General features: G+C 67.8%; 25 protein-coding genes. 18 read left to right on the top strand and 7 right to left on the bottom strand.

The genetic code is table 11. From position 1 onward, the window contains the following. Both FFS09_RS20760 and FFS09_RS20755 read left to right on the top strand, forming a co-directional pair. The coding region (locus FFS09_RS20760) for a Bug family tripartite tricarboxylate transporter substrate binding protein (protein WP_171020117.1) at positions 1 to 712 on the top strand (712 nt) is incomplete at its 5' end. After that, entirely contained in the window at positions 709 to 2,292 is a 1,584-nt protein-coding gene (locus tag FFS09_RS20755) for a sulfatase family protein (protein ID WP_137920807.1), read from the top strand. The genes FFS09_RS20760 and FFS09_RS20755, both read left to right, overlap by 4 nt. Before the next feature lie 40 nt (positions 2,293 to 2,332). Here FFS09_RS20755 and FFS09_RS20750 read toward each other — a convergent pair whose 3' ends face one another. Then, positions 2,333 to 2,782: a winged helix-turn-helix transcriptional regulator gene (locus FFS09_RS20750; protein ID WP_137920806.1), complete on the bottom strand. Its 450-nt coding sequence runs from the start codon at positions 2,780 to 2,782 to the stop codon at positions 2,333 to 2,335. Between the two features lie 125 nt (positions 2,783 to 2,907). On the opposite strand from FFS09_RS20750, the gene FFS09_RS20745 reads away from it, so the two are divergent. Together FFS09_RS20745 and FFS09_RS20740 are read left to right on the top strand one after the other, a co-directional pair. Continuing rightward, the gene (locus FFS09_RS20745) at positions 2,908 to 3,747 is read left to right on the top strand and encodes an SDR family oxidoreductase (protein ID WP_137920805.1); all 840 of its coding nucleotides are present in this window, start codon (positions 2,908 to 2,910) and stop codon (positions 3,745 to 3,747) included. A 294-nt stretch (positions 3,748 to 4,041) separates the two neighbouring features. After that, positions 4,042 to 4,371, top strand: a complete 330-nt coding sequence (locus tag FFS09_RS20740; RefSeq protein ID WP_137920804.1) for a hypothetical protein — start codon at positions 4,042 to 4,044, stop codon at positions 4,369 to 4,371. 12 nt (positions 4,372 to 4,383) lie between these two features. On the opposite strand, the gene FFS09_RS20735 is transcribed toward FFS09_RS20740, so the two are convergent. Then, the gene (locus tag FFS09_RS20735; RefSeq protein ID WP_137920803.1) at positions 4,384 to 5,397 is read right to left on the bottom strand and encodes a bile acid:sodium symporter family protein; all 1,014 of its coding nucleotides are present in this window, start codon (positions 5,395 to 5,397) and stop codon (positions 4,384 to 4,386) included. Positions 5,398 to 5,502: 105 nt separating this feature from the next. Between FFS09_RS20735 and FFS09_RS20730 the strand changes: the two genes are divergently transcribed. From FFS09_RS20730 to FFS09_RS20705, 6 genes are all read left to right on the top strand, one after another. After that, the gene (locus FFS09_RS20730; RefSeq protein WP_137920802.1) at positions 5,503 to 6,405 is read left to right on the top strand and encodes a LysR family transcriptional regulator; all 903 of its coding nucleotides are present in this window, start codon (positions 5,503 to 5,505) and stop codon (positions 6,403 to 6,405) included. Positions 6,406 to 6,587: 182 nt separating this feature from the next. Further along, entirely contained in the window at positions 6,588 to 7,544 is a 957-nt protein-coding gene (locus FFS09_RS20725) for a LysR family transcriptional regulator (RefSeq protein ID WP_137920801.1), read from the top strand. A gap of 96 nt (positions 7,545 to 7,640) precedes the next feature. Next, positions 7,641 to 9,056, top strand: coding sequence for an FAD-dependent tricarballylate dehydrogenase TcuA (tcuA, locus tag FFS09_RS20720; RefSeq protein ID WP_137920800.1), 1,416 nt, complete (start codon positions 7,641 to 7,643; stop codon positions 9,054 to 9,056). After that, complete coding sequence (tcuB, locus tag FFS09_RS20715) at positions 9,043 to 10,215, top strand: tricarballylate utilization 4Fe-4S protein TcuB (RefSeq protein WP_137920799.1); 1,173 nt, start codon at positions 9,043 to 9,045, stop codon at positions 10,213 to 10,215. The genes tcuA and tcuB overlap by 14 nt, the downstream gene beginning before the upstream one ends. Positions 10,216 to 10,268: 53 nt before the next feature. Then, entirely contained in the window at positions 10,269 to 11,867 is a 1,599-nt protein-coding gene (locus FFS09_RS20710; protein WP_137920798.1) for an MFS transporter, read from the top strand. Between the two features lie 16 nt (positions 11,868 to 11,883). After that, positions 11,884 to 13,047, top strand: a complete 1,164-nt coding sequence (locus FFS09_RS20705) for an HPP family protein (protein ID WP_137920797.1) — start codon at positions 11,884 to 11,886, stop codon at positions 13,045 to 13,047. A gap of 7 nt (positions 13,048 to 13,054) precedes the next feature. On the opposite strand, the gene FFS09_RS20700 is transcribed toward FFS09_RS20705, so the two are convergent. Further along, positions 13,055 to 13,819, bottom strand: a complete 765-nt coding sequence (locus FFS09_RS20700) for an SDR family oxidoreductase (RefSeq protein WP_137920796.1) — start codon at positions 13,817 to 13,819, stop codon at positions 13,055 to 13,057. Positions 13,820 to 13,868: 49 nt separating this feature from the next. Next, positions 13,869 to 14,216 (bottom strand): DUF2200 domain-containing protein, encoded by a 348-nt coding sequence (locus tag FFS09_RS20695; RefSeq protein ID WP_137920795.1) that lies wholly within the window; start codon positions 14,214 to 14,216, stop codon positions 13,869 to 13,871. A gap of 61 nt (positions 14,217 to 14,277) precedes the next feature. Between FFS09_RS20695 and FFS09_RS20690 the strand changes: the two genes are divergently transcribed. Next, the gene (locus FFS09_RS20690; RefSeq protein WP_137920794.1) at positions 14,278 to 14,784 is read left to right on the top strand and encodes a GNAT family N-acetyltransferase; all 507 of its coding nucleotides are present in this window, start codon (positions 14,278 to 14,280) and stop codon (positions 14,782 to 14,784) included. Here FFS09_RS20690 and FFS09_RS20685 read toward each other — a convergent pair. The 3 genes from FFS09_RS20685 to FFS09_RS20675 are packed head-to-tail and all read right to left on the bottom strand — an operon-like array spanning position 14,770 to position 17,896. After that, on the bottom strand, positions 14,770 to 15,570 hold the full coding sequence (locus tag FFS09_RS20685) for a carbon-nitrogen hydrolase family protein (RefSeq protein ID WP_137920793.1): 801 nt from the start codon (positions 15,568 to 15,570) through the stop codon (positions 14,770 to 14,772). The genes FFS09_RS20690 and FFS09_RS20685 overlap by 15 nt on opposite strands. A 2-nt stretch (positions 15,571 to 15,572) precedes the next feature. Next, positions 15,573 to 17,249: a flavin monoamine oxidase family protein gene (locus FFS09_RS20680; protein ID WP_137920792.1), complete on the bottom strand. Its 1,677-nt coding sequence runs from the start codon at positions 17,247 to 17,249 to the stop codon at positions 15,573 to 15,575. A gap of 17 nt (positions 17,250 to 17,266) precedes the next feature. After that, a complete protein-coding gene (locus tag FFS09_RS20675) occupies positions 17,267 to 17,896 on the bottom strand; it encodes a LysE/ArgO family amino acid transporter (RefSeq protein WP_137920791.1) in 630 nt (209 codons plus the stop codon). Positions 17,897 to 18,004: 108 nt separating this feature from the next. Here FFS09_RS20675 and FFS09_RS20670 point away from each other — a divergent pair, with 108 nt between their 5' ends. The 7 genes from FFS09_RS20670 (at position 18,005) to rpoN (ending at position 25,389) form a co-directional block, all read left to right on the top strand. Continuing rightward, on the top strand, positions 18,005 to 18,922 hold the full coding sequence (locus FFS09_RS20670; RefSeq protein WP_137920790.1) for an HTH-type transcriptional regulator ArgP: 918 nt from the start codon (positions 18,005 to 18,007) through the stop codon (positions 18,920 to 18,922). A 12-nt stretch (positions 18,923 to 18,934) separates the two neighbouring features. After that, complete coding sequence (argS, locus tag FFS09_RS20665) at positions 18,935 to 20,608, top strand: arginine--tRNA ligase (protein ID WP_137920789.1); 1,674 nt, start codon at positions 18,935 to 18,937, stop codon at positions 20,606 to 20,608. A gap of 14 nt (positions 20,609 to 20,622) precedes the next feature. After that, entirely contained in the window at positions 20,623 to 21,336 is a 714-nt protein-coding gene (locus FFS09_RS20660) for an SPOR domain-containing protein (RefSeq protein ID WP_137920788.1), read from the top strand. Between the two features lie 172 nt (positions 21,337 to 21,508). After that, on the top strand, positions 21,509 to 22,150 hold the full coding sequence (locus FFS09_RS20655) for a thiol:disulfide interchange protein DsbA/DsbL (protein WP_137920787.1): 642 nt from the start codon (positions 21,509 to 21,511) through the stop codon (positions 22,148 to 22,150). A gap of 155 nt (positions 22,151 to 22,305) precedes the next feature. Next, positions 22,306 to 22,944 (top strand): lipopolysaccharide transport periplasmic protein LptA, encoded by a 639-nt coding sequence (gene lptA, locus FFS09_RS20650; protein ID WP_252374457.1) that lies wholly within the window; start codon positions 22,306 to 22,308, stop codon positions 22,942 to 22,944. A 5-nt stretch (positions 22,945 to 22,949) separates the two neighbouring features. Next, on the top strand, positions 22,950 to 23,735 hold the full coding sequence (gene lptB / locus FFS09_RS20645) for an LPS export ABC transporter ATP-binding protein (RefSeq protein WP_137920810.1): 786 nt from the start codon (positions 22,950 to 22,952) through the stop codon (positions 23,733 to 23,735). A 10-nt stretch (positions 23,736 to 23,745) separates the two neighbouring features. Next, positions 23,746 to 25,389 (top strand): RNA polymerase factor sigma-54, encoded by a 1,644-nt coding sequence (rpoN, locus tag FFS09_RS20640; RefSeq protein ID WP_137920785.1) that lies wholly within the window; start codon positions 23,746 to 23,748, stop codon positions 25,387 to 25,389. Positions 25,390 to 25,438 lie beyond the last annotated feature (49 nt).

Genomic DNA, 25,438 nt, shown 5'->3' with positions numbered 1-25,438 from the left:
CAGCTTTCTGGTCGGCGACATGGGGCTCGCGGCGACCAATGCCGCCCTCATGCCGAAGCTGGGCTACGACGCCCGCAAGGATCTGAAGCCCGTCACCGACCTGTTCTACACCGGCTTCTATGTGGTGGTGCGGCCCGAGAAATTCACCTCGGTCAAGGAGGTGCTCGCCGCGGCGCACAAGGCGCCGGGCGTGCTGAACTATGGATCGGCCAGCGCGGGATCGGGCCAGCGGCTCAGCATGGAGCTTTTGAAGGCACAGGCCAAGGCGAGCATCACCTACGTGCCTTATCGGGGCAATGCGCCGGCCCTGCTGGCGTTGATGAGCGGCGAGATCGATGTGATCAGCATTGGCCTGCCACCGATGCGTGCGCAACTGGAGGAGGGACGCCTGAAGGCGGTGGCCGTCACCTCGCTGCACCGATCGACCGTGATGCCCGATGTGCCCACGCTGGAAGAAGCCGCCGGGTTGAAGGGCTACGAAGCCGAAACCTGGGTGGGGCTGTTCGCCGCCCCAGACCTGGCGGACAAGGTGGTCTCGAAGGTCCAGGGCGACATCGCGAAGGTCATGCAGCTGGACGACGTGAAAGCTTTCATGCGCGCCAACGACTACCAGGCCGGGGGCCAGGCCACGGCGGTGTTCGCTCGGCGCATCGAAGCAGACCGCGACAAGTATGCTCGCCTGATCAAGGCCGCGGGCATCACGGCGGAATGACGGTCCATCGCAACGCCCGACCCCATGTCCTGCTGGTCCTGGCCGATCAGCTGCGGGCGGACCACCTGGGTTGTTACGGCAATGGCATCGTGCGCACGCCGGCCATCGACTCGATCGCCGCGGCAGGCACCCGGTTCCAGCGCTTCCACACCGCGAGTCCGCTCTGCATGCCCAACCGGGCGACGCTCTTCACGGGGCGTCTGCCGTCGGTGCACGGCGTGCGGCGCAATGGCATTCCCCTTTCCTGCGCCGAGCGCACGCTGGCAGAGGCGTTGGCCACGAATGGGTACAACACCGCCCTGATCGGGAAGGCCCACTTCCAGCCCTATGGCATGTTTGCCGAAGCGCAGCAAACACCGCGCAAGGAAGCCCGCGGTTTTCCCGGTTGGCCAGAGGCCTACCGGCTCGAAGAGATCGAGACCTGGGAAAACACGGCGGGCGGCCGCCCCATCACCGGGCCCTACTACGGGTTCTCGCACACCGAGCTCACGCTGTACCACGGCGATCAGGTCGGAGGCGACTACGCCGCATGGCTCCGTGCGAAAGACCCCGCGGCGGCCCGGTGGTGTGGCCCGGCGCATGCCTGGCCGGACGAGCGCTACACCGTTCGCGATGCATGGCGCACGCGCCTGCCCGAAGAACTGCATTCCTGCGCCTACATCGCCGAGCGAACCAGCGCCTGGCTGGCAGCGCAGGCGAGCGCGCCAGTCGATGACCAGAAACCTTTCTTCCTGGTGTGCTCGTTCCCCGACCCGCACCACCCCTTCACGCCACCGGGGAAGTACTGGGACATGTACGGCGTGGATGACATTCCTCTGCCCGCATCGTTCCACGGCGACAACCCACACCCGGCGTTGCAGTACGTCCGACAGGTCAGTGCGCACGGGGCCAAGCTGGCCAGCAACCACCATCCGTTCGCGCCCTCCGAGCGTGAGGCGCGTGAGGCGATTGCGCTCACCTACGGCATGGTCAGCAACATGGACGCTGCCATCGCCCGGGTGCTGGAGAGTCTGCGGGAAAATGGTCTGGCGGACACCACCACGGTGGTGTTCACCAGCGACCATGGCGATCTGATGGGCGACCACGGCGTCTTCCTCAAAGGTCCGATGCACTTCAACGGTTTGACGCGCGTGCCCTTCATCTGGTCAGACCCATCGAACCCGACACCGCTGGCCGATGTGCACCAGGTGTGCAGCTCACTGGACGTCGCCAGCAGCATTCTTGAGCACACGGGCTGCGAACGCTACAGCGGGCTCCAGGGCGAGAGCGTGTTGCCGCTCTTGTCGGGGCAGCGCGAAACCGACCGGGGCGTGCTGGTGGAGAGCGAGTCCGCTCGGCTGCTGTTTGGCCGGCCAGCGCCCTTCCGGCTGCGCACCCTGGTGCTGTCGAAGTGGCGGGTGACGTACTGCACCGACGCCGCGTTGTGCGAACTCTATGACCTGGAGGACGATGCGCTGGAGCAGCGCAACCTGTGGAACGAAGCCGCGCACCGCGCCACGCGAGACGCCCTGCTGGAGCGCCTGCTGCACACCGTGGTGGCACACGCGGAGACATCGCCTGTGCCGCTGTCGAGCGGATAAACCATCTGGCCCAGCGTGGTCAAAGGCCGCGCACCCGCGTTCAGGCGGCGCGCGCGCCGACCCGTGCCGCCTTGCGATCGCGCGCAAGGTGCAGCCCAGGCACCGGCGCCGCGGCCTGCTGCGCCGTCGCGTCGTAGGCGGCCTGCGCGGCGAGCACCGCGTCCATGTGGCGCTCGGCCCAATGCGCCAAGGCAGACACCGGCTTGGTGAGCGTGCCGCCCAGCGGTGTCAGCGCGTATTCCACCGTCACCGGCGTGGTGGCGAACACCTGGCGCGACACGAGACCGTCACGCTCGAGCTTGCGCAGCGTCTGCGTCAGCACCTTCTGCGTCACATGCCGGATGTCGCGCTTGAGGTTGTTGAAGCGCACCGGCCCGGAACCAAGCCGATCGAGGATCAGCAGCGCCCATTTGTCCGCCAGGCATTCCAGCACCAGGCGCGTGGGGCAGAGGGCTTCGTAGACGTCGTAGGGGTGGGCAGGCGTTTTCATCGTGCGGGGTTCCTGGGTCGGTTTCCTGCGGGAAACCTGGTGTCGCGAAAGTGCGCTCTATGCAAACCGGAGAAGCAGTGAAAAACTATACCTGGTTTCCATTTGATACTAACCAGGAGTTCAAGATGTCCGGAAAGATTCTCGTGTTGGGTGCGGGCGGCAATGTGGGCCGTCCGCTGTTGAAGGCTCTGCGCGCGCGGGGCGAAGCGGTGAAGGCCGCGAGCCGCTCGGGTGCGGCGGTCGACGGGGCCGAAGGCGTTGTGTTCGACATCGCCAACCCCGCCACGCACGCCGCCGCGTTCGAGGGCGTGGACCGCGCCTATGTGATGCTGCCCGCCGGCAACGTACAGGCGCGGGCCTTGCTCATGCCCGTGGTGGATGCCTTGATCGCGCGCAAGATCAAGATCGTGTTCCAGAGCGTGTTCGGCGTGGACGCGGACGACTCGATTCCGTACCGCCAGATCGAACTCGCGATCGAGCGCGCCGGCGTGCCTTTCGTGATCCTGCGGCCCAACTGGTTCGCCGACAACTTCCACACCTACTGGAAGGCGGGCGTGGACCATGGCGTGATCGCCGTGCCCGCCGCGCAAGGCAAGACCAGCTTCATCGACGCGCGCGACATCGCGGCCAGCGCCGCCGCTGCGCTCACCACCGAGCGCTTCGACGGCAAAGCCTTCAACCTCACCGGCCCCGAGGCCGTGGGCTATGCCGACGCGGCCGCGTTGCTGAGCGAGGTGACCGGCAAACCCATCGTGTACCAGGCCACCGATGACGACAGCTTCATCGCCATGCTGACCGGTGCCGGTGTGCCGAACGACTACGCGAGCTTCCTCGCGTCCATCTTCCACCCGGTGCGCGAGGGCTGGACCGCGGCCGTCACCGACCACGTGCAGCAACTCACCGGCCAGGCCCCGCGCAACCTGCGCCGCTATGCGCTGGACCACGTCGCCGATCTCACCGCCTGAGTGGCAGGCGGGCGTGGTCCGCGACGGCAACGCCAAGGCGCAGCAAACAGGTCCACGGTTCGACACCGTCTCAACCGCCCACGCCCCGGCTTCGGGGGTGGGCGGTTTTTTTTGACCGTCCACCTGAGGGAACCGCAGGCCTCGCCCTGTTACTCAGGGTCTGTATGGGGAATACCCCGCCCCGTTCACCTCACGGGGCGCTCAGCGCTGCTGTGCAACGCATAGCGGGTGCCCAGGATTGCGCCGCCTGCCACCAGAACAACCCGGCTTCTCGTCATCGAAGGGACTTACGCCATGAAAATCACCGCGCAAATCTACAGTGACAAGTTGACGGCATTGCAAGGCAAAGGTATCGGAGAGCACGGCACTTTCTGGAAGCTCGGCACACAACAGAGCGGCTTTGCCGACACGCGCTACCAGAATGCGCCGGACCTGACCGCCAAGCCGATGAGCGCGAAGAAGCTGCTCAACACGATCGAGTACGCGGCGCAGAAACAGGTGCACAACATGGAGACGGCATTGACCAGCCGAGACCAGATTTTCGCGGAACTGGCCAAGCCGAAACCCAGCATGGTGACGGTCATGAAGCATGTCAATGCGATCACCGAAAGCAACAAGCTTTGAAGATGCTGGGGCTCAACGCCTGAGCGCGGGCGACGCGCCTTCCAGGGCCGCCTCCGCCTCGCCCTGCGGTCGCCGCGCATAACGCTGCGCCATCACCGCGCACACCATCAGCTGCATCTGGTGGAACACCATCAGCGGCAGCACAATCGCGCCGGCCACTGAGGCGCTGAACAGCACGTTGGCCATGGGTACACCGGCGATCAGGCTCTTGGTCGAGCCGGCGAAGACGATGGCGATCTCGTCTTCCTTGGAGAACCCCAACGCGCGGCTGCCCCAGACCGTGACCGCGAGCACCAGCGCCAGGATCACGGCGCACACCGCCAGCAGGCCCAACAACGCCACCACCGGTAGCTGCGTCCACAGGCCGGCGATCACCGCGTGGCTGAACGCGGCGTACACCACCATCAGGATCGAACCCTGGTCCACCACTTTCATGATGGACGCACGGCGCTGCAGAAAGCCCGAGATCCAGGGTCGCATCAAATGCCCGACGATGAAGGGCAGCAGCAGCTGCACGCTGATGCGGCCCATGGCCTGCACCGGGTCGCCCAGTGCGGTGCTTTGGGTGAGCAGCAGACCCAGCACCAGCGGCGTGAGCACCACGCCCAGCAGGGTGGAGGCCGAGGCGCTGCAGACCGAGGCGGGCATGTTGCCGCGCGCCATCGAGGTGAACGCGATCGCCGATTGCACCGTGGCCGGCAGCGCGCACAGGTAGAGCACGCCCATGTAGAGATCGGCCGTGACCAGTGGCCGCAGCACTGGCGCCAGCGCCCAGCCGATCAAGGGGAACAGCGCGAAGGTGCTGATCACCACCAGCAACTGCAGCCGCCAATGCGCGATGCCCGACCAGATCGCCGCGCGCGACAGCTTCGCGCCGTGCAGGAAGAACAGCAGGCTCACCACCACCTTTGTGGCCACGCTCAGGATGTCGGCCGCCAGCCCTTGGGCCGGGAACAGGCTGGCCAGCGTGACGGTGGCCACGAGGTAGAGCGTGAAGTTGTCGGGTAACAGTCGGGAGCGGGCCATGGCAGGGTTGTGCGCGGGGCGCGAAGGCATCGGAGGACTGCCATTGAACCGCACACCAGGTCCTGCGTAAAATGAATTTGTCTGATCCATTGATGCGAACTTGATATGAATGTGAGCTTGCGCCAATTGCGCGTATTCCAGGCGGTCGCCGCGCAGGGCAGCTTCACGCGGGCGGGCGAACAGATCGGTCTGTCGCAACCGGCCGTGAGCCGCTGCGTGACCGAGCTGGAACAGCAGCTCGATCTGAAGCTGCTGGACCGCACCACGCGCGAGGTGGTGCTGACCGACGTGGGCCGCGGTCTGGCGGTCGAACTGGGGCGCGTGCTGGACGATCTGGATGCCGTGCTGCTGGACGCGCGCGGCCAGGCCACGCAGCGCCACGGCCGGGTGCGCGTGGCCAGCAGCCCGACGCTGTCGGCGAACCTGTTGCCCGAATGCATTGCGCGCTGCCGGGACGAACACCCCGGGCTGGAACTGCTGTTGCTGGACCGCATCCAGCACGATGCGCTGGCCGGCGTGTTGTCGGGCGAGGTGGACTTCGGTGTGCTGATCGACCCCGCGCCGCGCGACGGTCTGCATGTCGAAGACATCCTGTCCGAGCCGTTCTGCCTGGTCTGCCCACCGGCGCACCGTCTGGCGCGGCGCCGCAGTGCGAAGTGGAGCGATCTCAACGCCGAGCCGCTGGTGCTGCTGGACCACGCCTCGGGCAGCCGCCGGCTGATCGACGATGCGCTGAGGCTGCATGGCGTGCAGGCTTCTGTGGCGCAAGAGGTGGGCCACGTCACCACGATCTTCCGCATGGTCGAAGCCGGTCTGGGCATCTCGGTGGTGCCCCTGCTGGCGCTGCCGCCGGCAGGTCTTCAGGATCTCGTCATGCGCCCGCTGCTGCCGCGCATCGACCGCAGCATTGCCCTGGTGCGACGCGCCAACCGCACGCTGTCGCCCGTGGCGGAGGTGGCGTGGCAACTGGTGCGAAAGGTCGCGGGGGAGCGGGTCAGGGCGCGCTGAAGTGAAACGACAGGCCCGCTATGACACGCTGTGCCTTGAGCTCAGCACGATCAAGGACAACGGCATTCATCGGGCCCCCGCGAGAGCGGCTGAGCTGGACCAGCAGATCTCCGGTTCAGGTATGACGTGCGATCATCCGGGGCATCACGGACTGTGATGGGAAACACCGGAGAAAAGGCACTGTGGAATTGCGACAACTGCGCACCTTCGTCCGCGTCGTGGAACTGGGCTCCATGGGGCGCGCCGCGCTCGACCTGGACATGGTGCAGTCGGCCCTGAGCCAGCAGATCAGCCGCCTGGAAAGCGAGCTCAGCACCCGCCTGTTGCAGCGCACGCCGCGCGGCGTCGTACCCACCGAAGCCGGGGCGGCTTTCTTCCGCGAAGCCCAGCTCACGTTGCGCCACGCCGCCCAGGCGGTGCGCGCCGCACAGCAAGCCCGCCTCTCGGGCACGGTGAGTGTGGGGTTAGCGCCCACTACCTCGGCCATGCTCGGCCTGCCGCTCATGCAGGCCATGCGCGAGCGCTACCCGGACGTGCGCCTGCACATGGTGGAGAGCATGTCGGGCCACCTCGCCAGCCTGCTCAACGCGCGCGAGCTTGACCTGGCGGTGCTGTTCGACGGCCAGTCCAACCCCGACGCCTCGGGCAGCCGCCTGTGGCAGGTGCAACCGCTGTTCTCGGAAGACCTGTTCCTCATCGCCCCACGCGGCTCGGGTCCGGCGCGCCCGGCGGCCATGACCCTGGCCGAGCTGGGCGACGAACCGCTGATCCTGCCCACCGGTTCGCACGGCCTGCGCAGCGCGCTCGACGCTGCCTTCGCCCGCGCCAAACTCGTGCCGCGCGTGGTGCTGGAGGTGGATTCGCTGTCCATGCTCATGGCCGCGGTGGACGCCGGCCTGGGCGTGACCCTGCAGCCGCACGCGGCGGTGGGCCGCTTCCCCGACGCCGCGCAGCGCTTCGAGCTGGTGCACATCGACGATCCCCAGGTGGGCCGGGCCAATCTGCTGTGCAGCCTGTCAGACGACGAGCTCTCGCCCGCCGCGCTGGCCACGCGCATCGTCGTGCGCGACACCGTCCAGGCACTGCTGGCGCAGAAGCGCTGGCCCGGCACACGCGCGATAGGTCATCACGAATCGTGATGACCTCATGCCCACGCCGGGGTGCACCGGCGGCGCGGTTTTTTCTACAGTGACGCCCAAAGCTGCGGTCCCACGCCGTGGCGCAAGGAGCGTTTTTTGGAACCCGATGTTCTGGTGATTGGCGGCGGCAATGCCGCCCTGTGCGCGGCGCTGATGGCACGAGAGGCCGGCGCCAGCGTGTTGTTGCTGGAGGCCGCGCCGCGCGAATGGCGCGGTGGCAACTCCGGCCACACGCGCAACCTGCGCTGCATGCACGACGCGCCGCAGGACGTGCTGGTCGAGGCCTACCCCGAAGAAGAGTTCTGGCAGGACTTGCTCAAGGTCACCGGCGGGCTGACCAACGAACACCTGGCGCGTCTGACCATCCGCGCGTCTTCCACCTGCCGCGACTGGATGCGCCAGCACGGTGTGCACTTCCAGCCGCCGCTCTCCGGCGCGCTGCACGTGGCGCGCACCAACGCCTTCTTCATGGGCGGCGGCAAGGCGCTGGTGAATGCCTACTACCGCAGCGCCGAAAAACTCGGCGTGCGCGTGCGCTATGAAATGCCGGTCGACCGCCTGGAGATCGAAGACGGTCGCTTCGTGGCCGCGATCACGCGCGCCGGTGAGCGCATCACCGCCAAGGCCTGCGTGCTCGCCGCCGGCGGTTTCGAATCGAACCGCGAATGGCTGCGCGAAGCCTGGGGCCAGAACGAGCGCGGCGAATGGCCGGCCGACAACTTCCTGATCCGCGGCACCGCGTTCAACAAGGGTGTGCTGCTCAAGCACATGCTCGAAGACCACAGGGCCGATTGCATTGGCGACCCGACGCAGGCGCACATGGTCGCCATCGACGCGCGCGCGCCGCTGTACGACGGCGGCATCTGCACCCGCATCGACTGTGTGTCGCTGGGCGTGGTGGTCAACAGCGAAGCGCGCCGCTTCTACGACGAAGGCGAAGACTTCTGGCCCAAGCGCTACGCCATCTGGGGCCGCCTGGTGGCCCAGCAACCGAAACAGATCGCCTATTCCATCATCGACAGCAAGGCCATCGGCCGCTTCATGCCGCCCGTGTTCCCGGGCGTGAAAGCCGACACCTTGTCCGACCTCGCGCGCCAGCTCGGCCTGGACGTGGACACCTTCATGCAGACCCTCAATCACTACAACGCCGCCTGCCGTGTCGGCACCTTCGACCACACCGCGCTCGACGATTGCCACACCGAAGACGTGGCACCCGCCAAGACCCACTGGGCACGGCCGATCGACACCGCGCCGTTCTACGCCTACGCGGTGCGCCCCGGCATCACCTTCACCTACCTCGGCCTGCACACCGACGACACCGCCGCCGTGCGCTTCAACGACCAGCCCAGCGAGAACTTGTTCGTGGCCGGCGAAATGATGGCCGGCAACGTGCTCGGCAAGGGCTACACCGCCGGGGTGGGCATGTCCATCGGCACGGCCTTCGGCCGCATCGCCGGCACGCAGGCGGCGAAGGCCGCACTGAAAGAAGGGGTGCAACATGCAGTCGCTTGAGCTCCTCACGCGGGATGCCCGCGCCCTTGCCCAGGGCGAAGTCGTGCTCACCGCACCGGAAACCGAAGTGGCGCGCCAGATGCAGATCTGCAATGCCTGCCGCTATTGCGAAGGCTTCTGCGGTGTGTTCCCGGCCATGACGCGCCGGCTCGAATTCGGCAAGGCCGACATCCACTTCCTCGCCAACCTGTGCCACAACTGCGGCGCCTGCCTGCACGCCTGCCAGTACGCGCCGCCGCACGAGTTCGCCATCAACGTGCCCAAGGCCATGGCCGAGGTGCGCGGGCAGACCTATGCCGACTACGCCTGGCCACCCGCGCTGGGCAAGCTCTACCAGCGCAACGGCCTCACGCTGAGCGTGGCGCTCGCGGCCGGCCTGGCGCTGTTCCTGCTGCTGGCCGTGGCGCTCAACGGCACGCTCTGGCCCACCAACCTGGGCGGCAACTTCTACAACCTGTTCCCGCACAACCTGCTGGTGAGCCTGTTCGCGCCTGTGTTCCTGTTTGTGGTGTTCGCGCTCGGCATGGGCGTGACGCGCTTCTGGCGCGAGGTGACGCCCGCCACCAGCGGCGCGCCGCTGAGCCTGCCCGCCACCACCGAGGCGACGGGCAACGTGCTGCGCCTCAAATACCTCGACGGCGGGCACGGCGACGGCTGCCACAACGAGGACGACGCCTACACCCTCTCGCGCCGCCGCTACCACCACTTCACCTTCTACGGTTTCATGCTGTGCTTCGCGGCCACCAGTGTGGCCACGGTCTACCACTACGCGTTCGGCTGGGTCGCGCCCTACGAACTGCCGAGTTTGCCCAAGCTGCTGGGCGTGGTGGGTGGCCTGAGCCTGCTCATCGGCACCGCCGGCCTGTGGCGCCTGAACCGCCGCCGCGACCCGGCGCACGGCGATCCGGCACAGAAGCCGATGGACCTGGGTTTCATCGCCCTGCTGTTCCTCACCAGCGCCAGCGGCCTGGCGCTGTGGCTGGGGCGCGGCACGCCCGCCTTGGCAGTGCTGCTGTGCCTGCACCTGGGCGCGGTGATGGCGCTGTTCGCCACGCTGCCGTACGGCAAGTTCGCGCACGGCGTGTTCCGCACCGCCGCGTTGCTGCGCCACGCGGTGGAGAAGCGGCAACCGAATCCGATCGGGCTCGGCGCGGACTGACGCCGGTGCCCGAGTCCGGGCGTCGGGGAACGGGGAGCCGTTACAGTTCTCCCATGCCCACCCCAGACGACAGCCTCTCGCCCATTGCCCCGCTGCGCCTGCCGGTGTTCCGCATGTTGTGGACCACCTGGCTCATGGCCAACATCTGCATGTGGATGAACGACGTGGCGGCGGCCTGGATGATGACCTCGCTGACCACCAAGCCGATCTGGGTCGCGCTGGTGCAGACCGCCTCCACCCTGCCGGTGTTCCTGCTCGGCCTGCCCAGCGGCGCGTTGGCCGACAGCCTGGACCGCAAGCGCTACTTCCTCTTCACCCAGTTGTGGGTGGCCCTGGTGGCCCTGGTGCTGAGCGCGGTCATCTTCATGGGCGCGGTCACGCCGCCGGTGCTGCTGGCCCTGATCTTCGCCAACGGCGTGGGCCTGGCCCTGCGCTGGCCGGTGTTCTCCGCCATCGTGCCCGAGCTGGTGCCCCGCGCACAGTTGCCGGCCGCGCTGGCGCTCAACGGCGTGTCCATGAACGCCTCGCGCATCATCGGCCCGCTGGTGGCCGGCGCGCTCATCGCCAGCGCCGGCAGCGCCTGGGTGTTCGTGCTCAACGCGGTGATCTCGCTGGCCGCGGCCGTCATCGTCAGCCGCTGGAAGCGCGAACACAAACCCAACCCCCTGGGTCGCGAACCCCTGGGCACCGCCATGCGCGTGGGCTGGCAGTACGTCACGCAGTCCTACCTGCTCAAGGGCGTGCTGCTGCGCATCTCGATCTTCTTCTTCCACTCCACCGCCATGCTGGCGCTGCTGGCGCTGGTGGCGCGCAACATGCAAGGCGGCGGCGCGGGCACCTTCACGCTGCTGCTGGCCTCCATGGGCGCGGGCGCGATCACGGCCACCTTCTTTCTGCCCCGGCTGCGCCACCGCTATGTGCGCGACGCGCTCGTGCTGCGCGGCGCGGGCCTGCAGGCCGTATCCATGGCCGCCCTGGCCTTCACCGACCACATCTGGGTGGCGGTGCCGGCGCTCTTTTTTGGCGGCGCGGCCTGGATCACCACCGCCAATACCTTGAGCGTGTCGATCCAGATGGGCTTGCCCGACTGGGTGCGCGCGCGCGGCATGTCGATCTACCAGATGTCCATCATGGGCGCCAGCGCGCTCGGCGCCGCCATCTGGGGGCAGATCGCCACCTGGACCAACGTGCCCATCACCCTGGGCATCGCCTCGGTCAGCGGCATGATCGCCATGCTCCTGGCCCACCGCTTCATGCCCGACGTGGGCGTGCACGACGACATCACGCCCAACCGCCTCTTTCGAGTGCCGGCGATCGACACACCGCCTGCGCACGGCCACGTCACCGTGATGATCGAGTACATCGTCGACCCGGCGCGCGCGGACGAATTCCGGGACCTCATGCTCAGCGAAGGCCGGCGAAGCCGCATGCGCCATGGCGCGCTGTCGTGGGAGTTGCTGCACGACATCAGCGCGCCGGGGCGCTTCGTCGAGATGTATGTCGACGAATCCTGGACCGAACACCTGCGCCGCTTCGACCGCCTCACCGCCGGCGACGCCGCGCTGCGCGACCGCAAGCTGACCTTCCACCTGGGCGAGGCGCCGCCGCGTGTCACCCGGTGCCTGATGGAAACGACGGTTCGCACCCACTGAACCCCTCATCGAGCCCATGAACGACCAACCGTTGGCGCGCACACCCAAGGTCGCGCAATTCCTGGCCAGCTTCTGGCCCGCGCCGGTGAACGTCAACGCGGGCGAGCGCTGGCGCGCCTTCATGGGCGCGGGTTTTGGCGTCCTGGTCACGGCCTTGCTCAGCCGCTGGTGGGCCGGGCCGCTGGCGGCCGGGCCGTGGCTGGTCGCGCCCCTGGGCGCCAGTGCCGTGCTGGTGTTCGCGGTGCCCGCGAGCCCGCTGGCACAGCCCTGGTCGGTCATCGGCGGCAACACGCTGTCGGCGCTGGTGGGCACGCTCTGCGCCATGTGGATCGGCGACCCCGCGTGGGCGGGTTCGGCCGCCGTGGCACTGGCCATCGCGCTCATGTTCTCGCTGCGTTGCCTGCACCCGCCCGGTGGCGCCACCGCGCTGTTCGCCGCACTCGGCGCGGCGAGTTTTCATTTCGCCCTGTTCCCCATGCTGGTGAACTCGGTGCTGCTGGTGCTGGCCGGCGTGCTCTACAACAGCCTCACCGGGCGGCGCTATCCGCACGCGCAGGGCCGGCACGCGCCGAGCACGCCGCAAGCCGGCGCATCGGCGCGCTTCACCGAGGCCGATCTGGACGCCGCGCTGGCGCACTACAACCAGGTGCTCGACGTCAGCCGCGATGACCTGGAAGAGCTGCTGCACTACGCCGAATCGGCAGCCTACCAGCGCAACTTCGGCAGCCTGCGCTGCAAGGACATCATGACGCGCGAGCCCGTGACCGTGCGCCCCGGCACACCGCTGCGCGAAGCCTGGCTGTTGATGCGGCAGAAGAAGATCAAGGCGTTGCCTGTGGTGGACAAGTCGCGGCACGTGGTGGGCATCGTGACCGTGGCCGACTTCATGCGCCATGCCGACCTGGACCAGCACGAAGGCATCGGCAGCCGCTTGCGCGCGCTGATGCGGCGCGGCGGCACCCTGCACGCGGCGGCCAAGCCCGAGGTGGTGGGGCAGATCATGACGCGCACGGTGCGCGTGGCCAGCGAAGAGAAACAGCTGGCGGAGCTCGTGCCGCTGTTTTCGGAAGGTGGCCACCACCACATTCCGGTCATCGATGCGGACCGGCGCCTGGCCGGCATCATCACCCAGACCGATCTGGTGCGCTCGCTCTACCGCGCCGCGAAGCCCGAGGCTTAGCGCCGGCTCAGCCGCGCCCGACGAAGGGCATCTGGCTCGCCATCACCGTCATGTTCAGCACGTTGGTCGAGAGCGGCAGCCCCGCCATGTAGAGCACCGCCTCGGCCACGTGCTGCACGTCCATCATGGGCTCGGTGGCCACCGTGCCGTTGGCCTGGCGCACGCCCTTGGTCATGCGCGAGGAGAGTTCGGTCAGGGCGTTGCCGATGTCGATCTGGCTGGCGACGATATTGAACTCGCGACCGTCGAGCGAGATGGTCTTGGTCAAGCCCAGCACCGCGTGTTTGCTGGCGGTGTAGGGGCTGCTGAACGGGCGGGGCGTGTGCGCCGAGATCGAGCCGTTGTTGATGATGCGGCCACCCTGCGGGTTCTGTCGGCGCATCAAACCGAAGGCCGCGCGCGCGCACAGGAACACGCCGGTGACGTTGGTGTCGATCACGTCCTTCCAGCGCTCCACCGGCAGCTCGTCCATGGGCACGGCGGGGGCGTTCACGCCAGCGTTGTTGAACAGCACATCGAGGCGGCCGAAGTGTTGCTCGGTCTGCGCGAAGAGGGCGTCGACGCTGTTCTCGTCGCGCACGTCGGTGGGCACCGCCAGCGCCTGCTGGCCGGCGGCCTTCGCCGCTTCGGCCATCTCGTTCAAGGGCTCGGCACGGCGGCCGGCGAGCACGACGCGGTAGCCGTTTTGCAGCAAGGCGAGGGCAACCGCGCGGCCGATGCCGCTGCCGGCGCCAGTGACCAGGGCGACGCGGGGGGAATTGTCTGAAGCCATGTGCTGCTGTGCCTTTGAGGGGAGTTGAAGGAAGTTCGAGAAGACGACGTTACCGCAGAATTTTGTCCATGGCCTTGCCTTTGGCGAGCTCATCGATCAGCTTGTCCAGGTGGCGAATCTTTTGCATCAACGGGTCGTCGATCTCTTCCACGCGAATGCCGCAGACCACGCCCTTGATGAGCGCACTGTGGGGGTGGATGGCCGGGGCCTGGGCAAAGAAGGTTTGAAAATCCGTGCCCTGTTCGATCTGCCGATCGAGTCCCGCCTGGTCATAACCCGTCAGCCAGCGAATGATCTGGTCGACCTCTTCTTTCGTGCGACCCTTGCGTTCCGCCTTTTGAACGTACATCGGATACACCTTCGCAAACGCGATCTCGAAAATGTGGTGCCTGGCCATCGTCGATCTCCTGTGTGTGGGGGCCTGCGGTGCATACTGATCCGACATGCTATCGCCATCCATGATCACAGTCCGCAGGATCGAACCGTCCGACTGGCGCGCGTACCGCGACCTGCGTCTTCGCGCACTGCAAGAGGCACCCGATGCATTCGGAAGCACCTACGCGCTTGAACGCGGCAGGCCCGACGCCTTGTGGGCATCGCGCCTGTCAGACGCTGCGTTGTCCGACCGTGACGCGCCGCTTTTCGCCCTGGAAGGGGATCGGATCTGTGGTCTGGCCTGGTGCAAGCTCGATGCGCAGGACCGAGAGACGGCGCATCTTTTTCAGATGTGGGTCGCGCCCGAAGCAAGAGGCCGCGGCGCGGGCGGCGTCCTCTTGAAGGCCGCACTCGATTGGGCGAGACGTGTGGGCGCACGCCGTGTTCGGCTGGGCGTGACGGTGGGCGATTCGCCGGCCACCCGCCTCTACGCGACGCACGGATTCGTTGAGGTCGGTGAACCCGAGCCCTTGCGCGAAGGCTCGTCCCTCATGGCCCGAACCATGGAGTGCCGGCTACCGGCCCAGTAAGCCGTAGAGGTCGCCGCGCCGCTCCGCCAACTGCGAGCCGGCGTGGGCTTGCCGCAAGTCGTCACCTGAGAGCGTCGCGATGACCAGCGCCGCATCGCGCACCGCGTGTTCGAGCAGCACGCCCTTCGGTCCGCACACCAGGCTCAAGCCGCCGTAGGTCGTGCCGCCTTCCATGCCGCAGGCGTTGGCGTACGCGACGAACACGCGGTTCTCCAGCGCCCGCGCGGGCAACAGCACGCGCTGCACTTCGTCGAATTCGATCATGTTGGCCGTCGGCACCAGCACCGCGTCCGCGCCCTGCAGCGCGAGCATGCGCGCGGGCTCCGGAAATTCGATGTCGTAGCAGATCAGCAGGCCGAGATGCCAGCCGTTCCACTCGAACACGGCAGGCGCTTGCGGGCCGGGGCTGAATTGCGCGCGGTCGATGTCGCCGAAGAGGTGTGTCTTGCGGTAGTTCGCAAGGCGCTGGCCATCCGCGGCGATGAACTGCGCGGCGTTGTACGGCTTGCCCTCGGTGTTGTGTTCGGGGTAGCCATACACGATGGCGATGCCGTGGCGTTGCGCAATCGCGGCCACGGCCTGTGACAACGGGCCATCGGCCGGCTCTGCCAGATCGGCCGCGCGCTGCGCGCCGATCTGGTAACCGGTGAGCGACATCTCGGGGCACACCAGCAGCTCTGCAGCTTGCGCGCGTGCTTGCGCGGCGGTGGCGTCGAGCTGCGCCAGGGCGTCGAAGGTGTTGGCCGGGTAGGAGCACTGCCAGAGCGCCAGCGTGAGGGTGTTCATGGTCAGTCCGGCAAAGCGACCGGCCCCAGCTCGGCAAACATCTCTCCCGGTCCGGGGTTGGCCGCCAGCGTCTGGCCACCCAGATGCCGCACGATGCCCCACACGGCATTGAGCGAGGTCTGCACCGCGCCCTCCACCCACGCCGGCGTGAACGACACATCGTCGCCGGCGATGAAGATGCCGCGCTCGGAGGCCTGGAAGCCGTCCTGCATGAAGTGGCTGTACATGCGGTGGTTGTAGCGGTAGTGGCCGGGCAGGGCGCCCTTGAACGCGCCGAGGAAGTGCGGGTCGGCTTCCCACGAGATGCTGATCGGGTCGCCGATGATGTGGCTGGCGATGTCCACGTCGGGGTAGATCTTCTGCAGCGCCTGCAAGGCAAGCTGCACGCGCCGTTGCGTGGTGTGTGGCAGCATCTTGAGCGCGTCGCTCATCCAGGCATAGCTCAGGCAGATCACGCCGGGCTGGTCGGGGCCGTTGTCGAACAGGTAGGTACCGCGCGTGAGCCGGTCGGTGAGCGTCATGCCCATCTGCGGCCAGCCGTTGGCGCGCAGGTCGTTCCAGAACGGACGGTCCACCATCACGAAGGTTTTGGACGACTGCATGTAGCGCGTGCGGTCCAGCGCCATCCAGTGCTTTTGCGAAAACAGCGACTCTTCCACCGCGATCTGCGTCGTGAGCAACCAGCTCTGGCAGGTGACGAGCACGGCGGCGTAGCTGTGCGTGTTGCCCCAGGTGTCGGTGACGGCGAGCGCGTCGTTCGCCGCGCGCGAAATAGCGGTGACGCCCGCGCGTGGTGCGCCGTTGTGCAGGCTGGCCAGCGTGGTGCCCGCGGGCCAGTGGCGCAGCTCGTGCGCGGCGGGCGCGTGTTGCCACAGACCCAGCGGCACCTGCTGCACTCCGCCCACGATGAGCAGCTGGTTCTCGTCGCAACCGGTGAGCACCACGCGCAGGATTTCGAGCATCGAGTTGGGAAAATCGGAGTCCCATCCTCCTGTGCCAAAGCCGACCTGGCCGAACACCTCGCGGTGCTGGAACGAGAGCCGGGAAAACGCCTTCGAGGTGGCGACGAAGTCGTAGAAGGTGCGGTCGTCCCACAGCGGCACGATCCGGTCCCACAGGGCCTTGAGCTTGACCGCGTCGCGCTCGCGCAGCGCCTGCTGCAAGCCGGTGAATCCCGCCCCTTCTTCGAGCGCCTGCGCCCAGGCCTCGGCCACCTCGGCGTACAGCGGTGGCAGGTCGGCCAGCGTGCGGGCCCAGTGCGTCTGGCCTTCGAGGTCGATCACCGTGCAGCCGGCGGCGGGCGTGAGCGGGTTGGGGAAGGGCTGCGACGGGAGGCCGAGCCGGTTCACGTAGTGGAAGAACGCGGTGCTCGACGCCGGAAAGCGCATGCCGCCGAGTTCGGCCACCACGCCTTGGCCACCTTCGAAGGTTTGCGAACGCAAGCGCCCGCCCATGCGCGAGGCCTCGTAAACAACCGGCTTCAGGCCCAGCTTCATCAGCTCGTAGGCCGCCACCATGCCGGCCATGCCGGCGCCGACGATGGCCACTTCCTGCCCCAGCCGTTCGGGCGGCAGTTCGCCCAGGCCCGCGGGGTGGGCGATCCAGTCGTCGAACGCAAACGGGAAGTCGGGCCCGAACAGGGTCACGGGCGCGTCGGCGGCGCGCAGGGGCGTTGGCATGGCGAAACCTCCGAGGTTCAGAACAGGCTGGTCAACAACCAGGCTGCCGTGCCCCACATCATCAACGCAACCAGGCCATCCAGCACGCGCCAGACGTGCAAAGAGTTGAGCCGGCGGCCGAGCCAGAAGGCGGCAGCGCCGAGCGAGACGAACCACACCAGCGAACCCGTGGCCGCGCCCAGGCCGAAGACGGTGCTGCCCTGGCCGTACGCCAGCGAGGCGGTGCCGATCAGCACGGCGGTGTCGAGCCAGGCGTGTGGGTTCAGGAACGAGAAGGCCAGCGCCGACAACACCGCCTTGCGGGGCGAGACCGGCTCCGCCGACACACGCCCTTCGGCATCGAGCATCAGCGCTTGCGGGCGCAGAAAACGCTGGAACGCCTTCCAGCCATACACTGCGAGGAACAGGGCGCCCGCGCCCACCAGCGCTCCGAGCAGCTTGTCGGACAGGCCGCCGAGCTGCGCCAGACCGAGCACGCCCAGGCCGATCAGCACCACGTCGGCCAGCGCGCAGGTGAGCACGGTGAGCCACAGGTGCTGGCGCTGCAGGCCCATGCGCAGTACATGTGCGTTCTGAGGGCCGATGGCCATGATCAGCGACATGCTCAGCACCATGCCGGCGGTGAAGGTGGGGAAGGCGAGGGTCATGGGGGTCGATCGAATGCGGGTGAATGGCCGGCAGTGTGCGCGCAAAACCGCATGATTTAAATCCAGTTAACTTAAACTCAGTTCGGTTGAAAATAACTTGAGCAAATCATGCTGGACGCCCGCCAACTCGAAGCCCTGGCCGCCGTGGTCGAACACGGCGGCTTCGGCCCGGCCGCACAGGCGCTGTCGCTCACGCTCGCGGCGGTGTCGCTGCGCATCAAGTCGCTCGAAGACACGCTGGGCCAGCGCCTGCTGGTGCGCGGCAAGCAGGTGCGCGTCACACCGGCCGGGCAGGCGCTGCTGGGGCATGTGAAACAGGTGCGGCTGATGGAGGCCGACTTGCTCGGCGGCCTGCAGGGCGGCGGCGCGGCGAAGGACGGCGTGCGCTGGCAAAGCCTGTCGGTGGCGATCAACGCCGACTCGGTGGCCGGCTGGTTCCTGCCCGGCGTGGCCGCGCTGGTGCAGCGGCACCGCCTGCTGCTCGACATCATGATCGACGACCAAGACCACACCCACGACGCGCTGAAAAGCGGCGACGTGATGGGCTGCGTGACGGCCTTGTCCACGGCCATGCGCGGTTGCGTGGCCGAGCCGCTGGGCGTCATGCGCTACCGCTGCGTGGCCTCGCCCGCCGTGGTGCAGCGCTGCCGCACGCCGCGCGGCGCGGTCTCGCCGCACAAGCTGCTGGCGCAGCCGGCCATCATCTTCAACCGCAAGGACGCGCTGCAGGACGCCTTTCTGGAACAGCACTTCGGCCTGCGCCAGCCGCACTACCCGCGCCACTTCGCGCCCGCGGTGGAGGCGTTCGAAACCGCGATCGAACTCGGCCTGGGCTGGGGCATGGTGCCCGAGCAGCACCTGCAAAAGCGCCCGGAACTGCAGGAGATCCTGCCCGGCGCCACGGTCGACGTGGCGCTCTACTGGCAGCACTGGGCGCACGAGTCGCCCTCGGCGCAGAGGCTGACCGCCGCGGTGAAGGCGGCGGCGCGCGAGCGGCTGCGGCCCGCCGACGCGGTCGCCACCTAAAATCCCGTCCCTATGCTCAAGATCAAACAGGAACTGCTCGACGGCCTGGCCGCCGCGCTCGAAACCCTTTCCCCCGGCGCGGGCGCCAAGGCCGCGTTCGAGTCGCCCAAGGTGGCGGCCCATGGCGATTTCGCCAGCACCGCGGCCATGCAGCTGGCCAAGCCGCTCAAGCTCAACCCGCGCCAGCTCGGTGAAAACCTGCGCGCGGCGCTGCTGGCCCAGCCGGTGTACCAGCGCTGGGTGTCCGAGATCGACCTGGCCGGCCCCGGCTTCCTGAACATCCGCCTCAAGCCCGAAGCCAAGCAGCAGATCGTGCGCGAGGTGTTGCAAGGCGGTGACGCGTTCGGCGTGCAGCCGTCCAACGGGCAGCGCCTGATGGTCGAGTTCGTCTCGGCCAACCCCACCGGCCCGCTGCATGTGGGCCACGGCCGCCAGGCCGCGCTGGGCGACGCGATCTGCAATCTCTACAGCACCCAGGGCTGGAGCGTGCACCGCGAGTTCTATTACAACGACGCGGGCGTGCAGATCGGCACGCTGGGCACCTCCACGCACTTGCGCGCGCAAGGTTTCAAGCCGGGTGATCCGCAGTGGCCGGAGGCTGCCTACAACGGCGACTACATCCAGGACATCGCCAACGACTTCCTGGCGAAGAAGACCGTGACGGCCGACGACCGCGCATTCACCGCCAGCGGCGATGTGAACGATGTCGACGGCATGCGCCAGTTCGCCGTGGCTTACCTGCGCCACGAGCAGGACCTGGACCTGCAGGCCTTCGCCGTCAAGTTCGACCACTACTACCTCGAGTCCAGCCTGTACACCAGCGGGCGCGTGGCGGCCACGGTGCAAAAGCTGGTCGACGCCGGCAAGACCTACGAACAGGACGGCGCGCTCTGGCTCAAGTCCACCGACTACGGCGACGACAAGGACCGCGTGATGCGCAAGTCCGACGGCTCGTTCACCTACTTCGTGCCCGACGTGGCGTACCACATCGCCAAGTGGGAGCGCGGCTTCACCAAGGTCATCAACATCCAGGGCACCGACCACCACGGCACCATCGCGCGCGTGCGCGCCGGTTTGCAAGCGGCCGGCGTCGGCATCCCCCAGGGCTACCCCGACTACGTGCTGCACACCATGGTGCGCGTGGTGCGCGGCGGCGAAGAGGTGAAGATCAGCAAGCGCGCCGGCAGCTACGTCACGCTGCGCGACCTGATCGAATGGACCAGCAAGGATGCTGTGCGCTTCTTCCTGCTCAGCCGCAAGCCCGACACCGAATACACCTTCGACGTCGACCTTGCCGTGCAGAAGAACAACGACAACCCGGTGTACTACGTGCAGTACGCGCACGCGCGCATCTGCTCGGTGCTGGCCGCGTGGGGAGGCGACGTGGCCTCGCTGGCCGACGCCGACCTCTCCGCGCTCGACAGCGCGCCCGCGCAAGCCCTGATGCTGTTGCTGGCCAAGTACCCCGCCATGCTGAGCGACGCCGCGCGCGACTTCGCGCCGCACGACGTCACCTTCTACTTGCGCGAGCTTGCGGCCAGTTACCACAGTTACTACGACGCCGAGCGCATCCTGGTGGATGATGAAGCGGTCAAAAAGGCGCGCCTCGCCCTGGTCAAGGCCACGGCGCAGGTATTGCACAATGGTCTGGCTGTGTTGGGCGTCAGTGCCCCGCAGAAGATGTGATGGTGAAACCAACGATGAAAAAGAAAACGTCCAAGACCCGAAGCACCTCCGGGGGCACGCTCATCGGTCTGGTGATCGGCCTGCTCGTGGGGTTGGGGGTTGCGCTGGCGGTCGCTGTGTACGTGACGCGCGTGCCGATTCCTTTCGTGGACCGCAACGTTTCGCGCAATGCCGACCAGGACGCCCTGGAGGCCGAGCGCAACAAGGGCTGGAACCCGAACCGCTCGCTCGGCGGCGCCGCCGCGCCCACCGCCCCGGCCGTGGTCGTGCCTGCCGCGCCCGAGGCGCCGGGCGCGATCATCGTGCCACCGGCTGCCGACGGCCAGGCTGCAACGCCGCCCGCCGCTACCGCCCCCGCTGGCCGCCCTGCCACCAGCGCCGATCCGCTGGGTGACCTGGCGCAGTCGCGCCTGGGCCAGCCGAAGCCCGCCGCGGCGCCTGCGGCGGCCGCGACAACAACTGCGCCGGCCGCCGCCGCGCCCGGCGCCGACCCCTTCACCTACTTCGTGCAGGCCGGCGCGTTCCGCACGCCGGCAGACGCCGAGTCCCAACGCGCGCGCCTGGCCATGCTGGGCATCGATGCGCAGGTGTCCGAGCGCGAACAGAGCGGGCGCACCGTGTTCCGCGTGCGCGTCGGCCCGTTCAACCAGAAAGCCCTGGCCGACATGACGCAGGAGCAGTTGCAGAACAACGGCGTGGAAGCCGCCCTGGTTCGCGTTCAAAGGTAACCCCCGCGTCGCCTTCGGCGCCACCCCCTCAGGGGGGCAACACCAAGGGGCCGGCGGAGCCGGACCCTTGGTGTCTCTCGGCGGGTGCTTTGCGGGCGTGGCGTGATCTCGCTTCGGGAACTTTTGCGGCTGCTGTCTGCCCCAACCGGGCCAACCTCAGGAGTCTGAATTCATGCAACGTCGCGATTTTTCCCGGTCCATGCTGGCGTTTGCCGGCACCGCCGCCAGTGGCCTCGCTGTCTCGCCCGCCCTTGCGCAGCGCGTGGGCCCCAGGGAGGGTGTGGACTACGTCAAGCTCGCCAAGCCGGTGCCCGTGGAGAGCGCGGCCGGCCAGGTGGAGGTGCTCGAGTTCTTTGCCTACTCCTGCGTCCACTGCGCCAACTTCGAACCCGCCTTTGAACAATGGATCCAGCAGAAGCCCGCGCACGTGGTCGTGCGGCGCATGCCGGTGGCGTTCAGCCCGGAGTTCGTGCCGATGCAGCGCCTGTATTTCTCGCTGGAAGCCATGGGCCTGGTCGACAAGCTGCACGCCAAGGTGTTCCAGGCGTTCCATGGGGAGCGCCAGCCGCTGGTGGCGCCGTCGGCCATCATCGACTGGGTGGCCAAGCAAGGCGTGGACCGCGTGCGCTTCACCGAGGTCTTCAACGCCAAGCCCACGGGCGAAAAGGCCGCCAGGGCCGTCGAGCTGCAGGACGCTTATGAGGTGGAAGGCACACCCGCGCTGGGTGTGGCCGGGCGCTATCACATCAAGGGCCAGGGGCCGCACACCCTGGTGGTGGCCAATGCGCTGATCGCCGGGCTGCGCAAGGGTTGAGAGGCCGGCTGCCGCGGTGTCGGGGCCCGCTGCGCGCGGGCCTTGTCGCTCATGGGCGGCGCCGTTCGCTCAAAGCGCCGGGAAACTGCGGCAACGGTCTGTTCGGGCAGCGGGGCACCGCTACAATGAATGCAAGTTTCGTGCCCTCAAATTCCATGCCTGCCACCACCACCTTCCTCCGCACCGCTGCCTGGGTCGCCGTTCTGAACGCCGCGGTGTGGAGCGCCGCTCCCGCCCTGGCGGAAAAGGCCGACCGCAACCTGCCGCTTAACGCCGAAGCCGACGCGCTGCGCTACGACGACGCGCGCCAGACCAGCGTGTTCACCGGCAACGTGGTCATCACCAAAGGCACCATCATCATCCGCGGCAACCAGGTCGAGGTGCGGCAGGACCCGCAGGGCAACCAGTTTGGCGTCGTCCACGGCACCCCGGGCTTCTTCCGGCAAAAGCGCGACGGCGTGGACGAGTTCATCGAAGGCACGGGCCAGCGCATCGACTACGACAGCAAGGCAGACACCGTCAAATTCACCGGCAACGCGGTGCTCAAGCGTTTCAAGGGCACGCAGCTCAACGACGAAACGTCGGGCAACGTGATCGTCTACAACAACACCACCGACGTGTTCACCGTGGACGGCGGCGTGGCCAACCGCACCGCCTTCAACCCCACGGGCCGCGTGCGCGCCATGCTCACGCCCGTGCCCAAGGAAGGCGCGCCCGCGCCAAGCCCGGCCCCCGTGCCCGCGCCGCCGGCCACGCTCAAGCCCACGCCCCAGATCGAAGAGGGTCGCCAGTGACCACCATGCCCTCGGCAGCCGGCCCCAACGGCCGTTCCGCCAGCCCTGCCGTCAGCCGACTCGAGGCGCGCGGCCTGCAGAAAGCCTATGGCAGCCGCAAGGTGGTCAAGGACGTGTCCCTCGCCGTCTTCAAGGGCGAGGTGGTGGGACTGCTCGGCCCCAACGGCGCCGGCAAGACCACGTCGTTCTACATGCTCGTGGGCCTGTTGCGCTCGGACGCCGGGCAGATCCTGCTGGACGGGCAGTCCATCGAAAGCCTGCCGATCCACCGTCGCGCGCGGCTCGGCCTGGGTTACCTCCCGCAGGAGGCCTCGATCTTTCGCAAGCTCAGCGTGGCCGAAAACGTGCGCGCCGTGCTCGAGTTGCAGGTCGACGAGAAGGACAAGCCCCTGAGTTCGAAGGTGATCGAAAACCGGCTCGACGCCTTGCTGCAGGACCTGCACGTCGACCACCTGCGCGATTCGCCCGCGCCCGCGCTCTCGGGTGGCGAGCGCCGCCGCGTCGAGATCGCGCGCGCACTGGCCACCGACCCGCGCTTCATCCTGCTCGACGAACCCTTCGCCGGCATCGACCCGATCGCCGTGATCGAGATCCAGCGCATCATCGGCTTCCTCAAATCGCGCGGCATCGGTGTGCTCATCACCGACCACAACGTGCGCGAGACGCTGGGCATCTGCGACCGCGCGTACATCATCAACGACGGCCACGTGCTCACGAGTGGCACGCCTGCGGAGATCGTGGAAAACGCCGACGTGCGCCGCGTGTACCTCGGCGAACACTTCCGCATGTGATCGAGCGGTCATGAAACAAGGACTGTCCCTGCGGGTTTCGCAGCACCTGGCGCTCACGCCGCAGTTGCAGCAGTCGATTCGCCTGCTGCAACTCTCCACGCTGGAGATGGCGCAGGAAGTCGAGCAGATGCTCGACGAAAACCCGTTTCTCGAACGCTCCGAAGAAGCGGCCGAGCGCGAAACCTTCGGCCTGGAGCAGACCGATGTGCCGGTGAGCGCGGGCGAACAGATCGCCGATGCCTCATTGCCCGAACCGCCCGGCGCGCCGCTGTCGCCCACCGAGTCCCTCGGTTCCAGCGCCAGCAGCACCGATGCGGGCGATGGCGACGGCCTGGAAGGCAAGCTCGACGGCGCCACCCCGGTGGAAGAGAGCTGGGAGGGCGACGGCACGGTGGAGATGGCGCCCGACGACAGCGAGTGGGGTGGCGACGCGCCCGCGCGCAACAGCGGCTCCGGCGACGGTGACGACACCGCCACCGCGGCCGACCTCGCGCGCGCGCCGGTCAGCCTGCAGGACCACCTGCACGAGCAGGCGCGCTGCCTGCGCCTGTCCGACGAAGACCGTGCCGCGCTGTACTTCCTGATCGAATCGCTCAACGAAGACGGTTACCTGGAAGACAGCCTGAGCGACCTGGCCAACGCGTGGTTGCACCTGTCCGGTGTGCCGCAACTCGCCGGTGGCGATCACCCGCAGGACGGCCTGGAAGAGCGCGAAGCGCTGGAGCAGCGCCTGTCGGTGGCGCTGCAACTGCTGCAACACATGGACCCCGCGGGCGTGGGCGCGCGCGACCTGGGCGAATGCCTGCGGCTGCAGATTCTCGAACTGCGCAACAGCCCGCAAGCACGCGCGGCGCTGGCCATTTGCGCCCAGCCGCTGGAGCTCATGGCCAAGCGCGACGTGAAGCGCCTGTGCAACCTCTGCGCCATCGACGACGAGACCGCGCGCGCCGCGCTGGCCCTCATCGCGCGCCTCGAACCCAAGCCGGGCCGCCGCTTCATCGACGTGGAGCGCAACGTGGTCGTGCCCGACGTGATCGTCACGCACGCCGGCCGCGGCTTCAAGGTCATCCTCAACCCCGAGGTGATGCCACGCCTGCGCGTGCACGACGTGTATGCGAACGCAATGCGGCAGAACCGCGGCGGGCGCGACGGTGGTGGCGAGGCGGGACACGCCGCGATGCAGCAGCGCCTGCAGGAAGCGCGCTGGTTCATCAAGAATATCCAGCAGCGCTTCGACACCATCCTGCGCGTGTCCAGCGCCATCGTCGAGCGCCAGCGCAACTTCTTCATGCACGGCGAACTGGCCATGCGCCCGCTGGTGCTGCGCGAGATCGCCGACGAGTTGGGGCTGCACGAATCCACCATCAGCCGCGTGACCACGGCGAAGTACATGGCCACGCCGTTCGGCACCTACGAACTCAAGTACTTCTTCGGCTCCTCGCTCGGCACCGAAACCGGCGGCAACGCCTCCAGCACCGCGGTGCGCGCGCTGCTCAAGCAGTTCATCGCCGCCGAAGAGCCGGCCAAGCCGCTGTCGGACAACCAACTCTCGGACCTGCTGCGCGAGCAGGGCATCGAGTGCGCGCGCCGCACTGTCGCGAAGTACCGCGAGGCGCTGCGCATCGCGCCCGCCAATCTCAGAAAAGCGCTATGACCCCCACGCTCCCCCGCTGCACGGGTCGCTGCCCCCTGAGGGGGCTGTT

This window comes from Hydrogenophaga sp. 2FB (assembly GCF_005503365.1).
In the GTDB taxonomy this organism is placed as follows: Bacteria; Pseudomonadota; Gammaproteobacteria; order Burkholderiales; family Burkholderiaceae_C; genus Hydrogenophaga.
Note: the sequence above shows the minus strand (reverse complement) of the source record. Positions and strands in the feature narration are given on the sequence as shown.

What these genes read in the sequence shown, in the direction of transcription:
- FFS09_RS20755 (WP_137920807.1), top strand. Translation starts at nt 709, where the DNA reads ATGACGGTCCATCGCAACGCCCGACCCCATGTCCTGCTGGTCCTGGCC.
- FFS09_RS20750 (WP_137920806.1), bottom strand. Translation starts at nt 2,782, where the DNA reads ATGAAAACGCCTGCCCACCCCTACGACGTCTACGAAGCCCTCTGCCCC.
- FFS09_RS20745 (WP_137920805.1), top strand. Translation starts at nt 2,908, where the DNA reads ATGTCCGGAAAGATTCTCGTGTTGGGTGCGGGCGGCAATGTGGGCCGT.
- FFS09_RS20740 (WP_137920804.1), top strand. Translation starts at nt 4,042, where the DNA reads ATGAAAATCACCGCGCAAATCTACAGTGACAAGTTGACGGCATTGCAA.
- FFS09_RS20735 (WP_137920803.1), bottom strand. Translation starts at nt 5,397, where the DNA reads ATGGCCCGCTCCCGACTGTTACCCGACAACTTCACGCTCTACCTCGTG.
- FFS09_RS20730 (WP_137920802.1), top strand. Translation starts at nt 5,503, where the DNA reads ATGAATGTGAGCTTGCGCCAATTGCGCGTATTCCAGGCGGTCGCCGCG.
- tcuB (WP_137920799.1), top strand. Translation starts at nt 9,043, where the DNA reads ATGCAGTCGCTTGAGCTCCTCACGCGGGATGCCCGCGCCCTTGCCCAG.
- FFS09_RS20710 (WP_137920798.1), top strand. Translation starts at nt 10,269, where the DNA reads ATGCCCACCCCAGACGACAGCCTCTCGCCCATTGCCCCGCTGCGCCTG.
- FFS09_RS20705 (WP_137920797.1), top strand. Translation starts at nt 11,884, where the DNA reads ATGAACGACCAACCGTTGGCGCGCACACCCAAGGTCGCGCAATTCCTG.
- FFS09_RS20700 (WP_137920796.1), bottom strand. Translation starts at nt 13,819, where the DNA reads ATGGCTTCAGACAATTCCCCCCGCGTCGCCCTGGTCACTGGCGCCGGC.
- FFS09_RS20695 (WP_137920795.1), bottom strand. Translation starts at nt 14,216, where the DNA reads ATGGCCAGGCACCACATTTTCGAGATCGCGTTTGCGAAGGTGTATCCG.
- FFS09_RS20690 (WP_137920794.1), top strand. Translation starts at nt 14,278, where the DNA reads ATGATCACAGTCCGCAGGATCGAACCGTCCGACTGGCGCGCGTACCGC.
- FFS09_RS20685 (WP_137920793.1), bottom strand. Translation starts at nt 15,570, where the DNA reads ATGAACACCCTCACGCTGGCGCTCTGGCAGTGCTCCTACCCGGCCAAC.
- FFS09_RS20680 (WP_137920792.1), bottom strand. Translation starts at nt 17,249, where the DNA reads ATGCCAACGCCCCTGCGCGCCGCCGACGCGCCCGTGACCCTGTTCGGG.
- FFS09_RS20675 (WP_137920791.1), bottom strand. Translation starts at nt 17,896, where the DNA reads ATGACCCTCGCCTTCCCCACCTTCACCGCCGGCATGGTGCTGAGCATG.
- FFS09_RS20670 (WP_137920790.1), top strand. Translation starts at nt 18,005, where the DNA reads ATGCTGGACGCCCGCCAACTCGAAGCCCTGGCCGCCGTGGTCGAACAC.
- argS (WP_137920789.1), top strand. Translation starts at nt 18,935, where the DNA reads ATGCTCAAGATCAAACAGGAACTGCTCGACGGCCTGGCCGCCGCGCTC.
- FFS09_RS20660 (WP_137920788.1), top strand. Translation starts at nt 20,623, where the DNA reads ATGAAAAAGAAAACGTCCAAGACCCGAAGCACCTCCGGGGGCACGCTC.
- FFS09_RS20655 (WP_137920787.1), top strand. Translation starts at nt 21,509, where the DNA reads ATGCAACGTCGCGATTTTTCCCGGTCCATGCTGGCGTTTGCCGGCACC.
- lptA (WP_252374457.1), top strand. Translation starts at nt 22,306, where the DNA reads ATGCCTGCCACCACCACCTTCCTCCGCACCGCTGCCTGGGTCGCCGTT.
- lptB (WP_137920810.1), top strand. Translation starts at nt 22,950, where the DNA reads ATGCCCTCGGCAGCCGGCCCCAACGGCCGTTCCGCCAGCCCTGCCGTC.
- rpoN (WP_137920785.1), top strand. Translation starts at nt 23,746, where the DNA reads ATGAAACAAGGACTGTCCCTGCGGGTTTCGCAGCACCTGGCGCTCACG.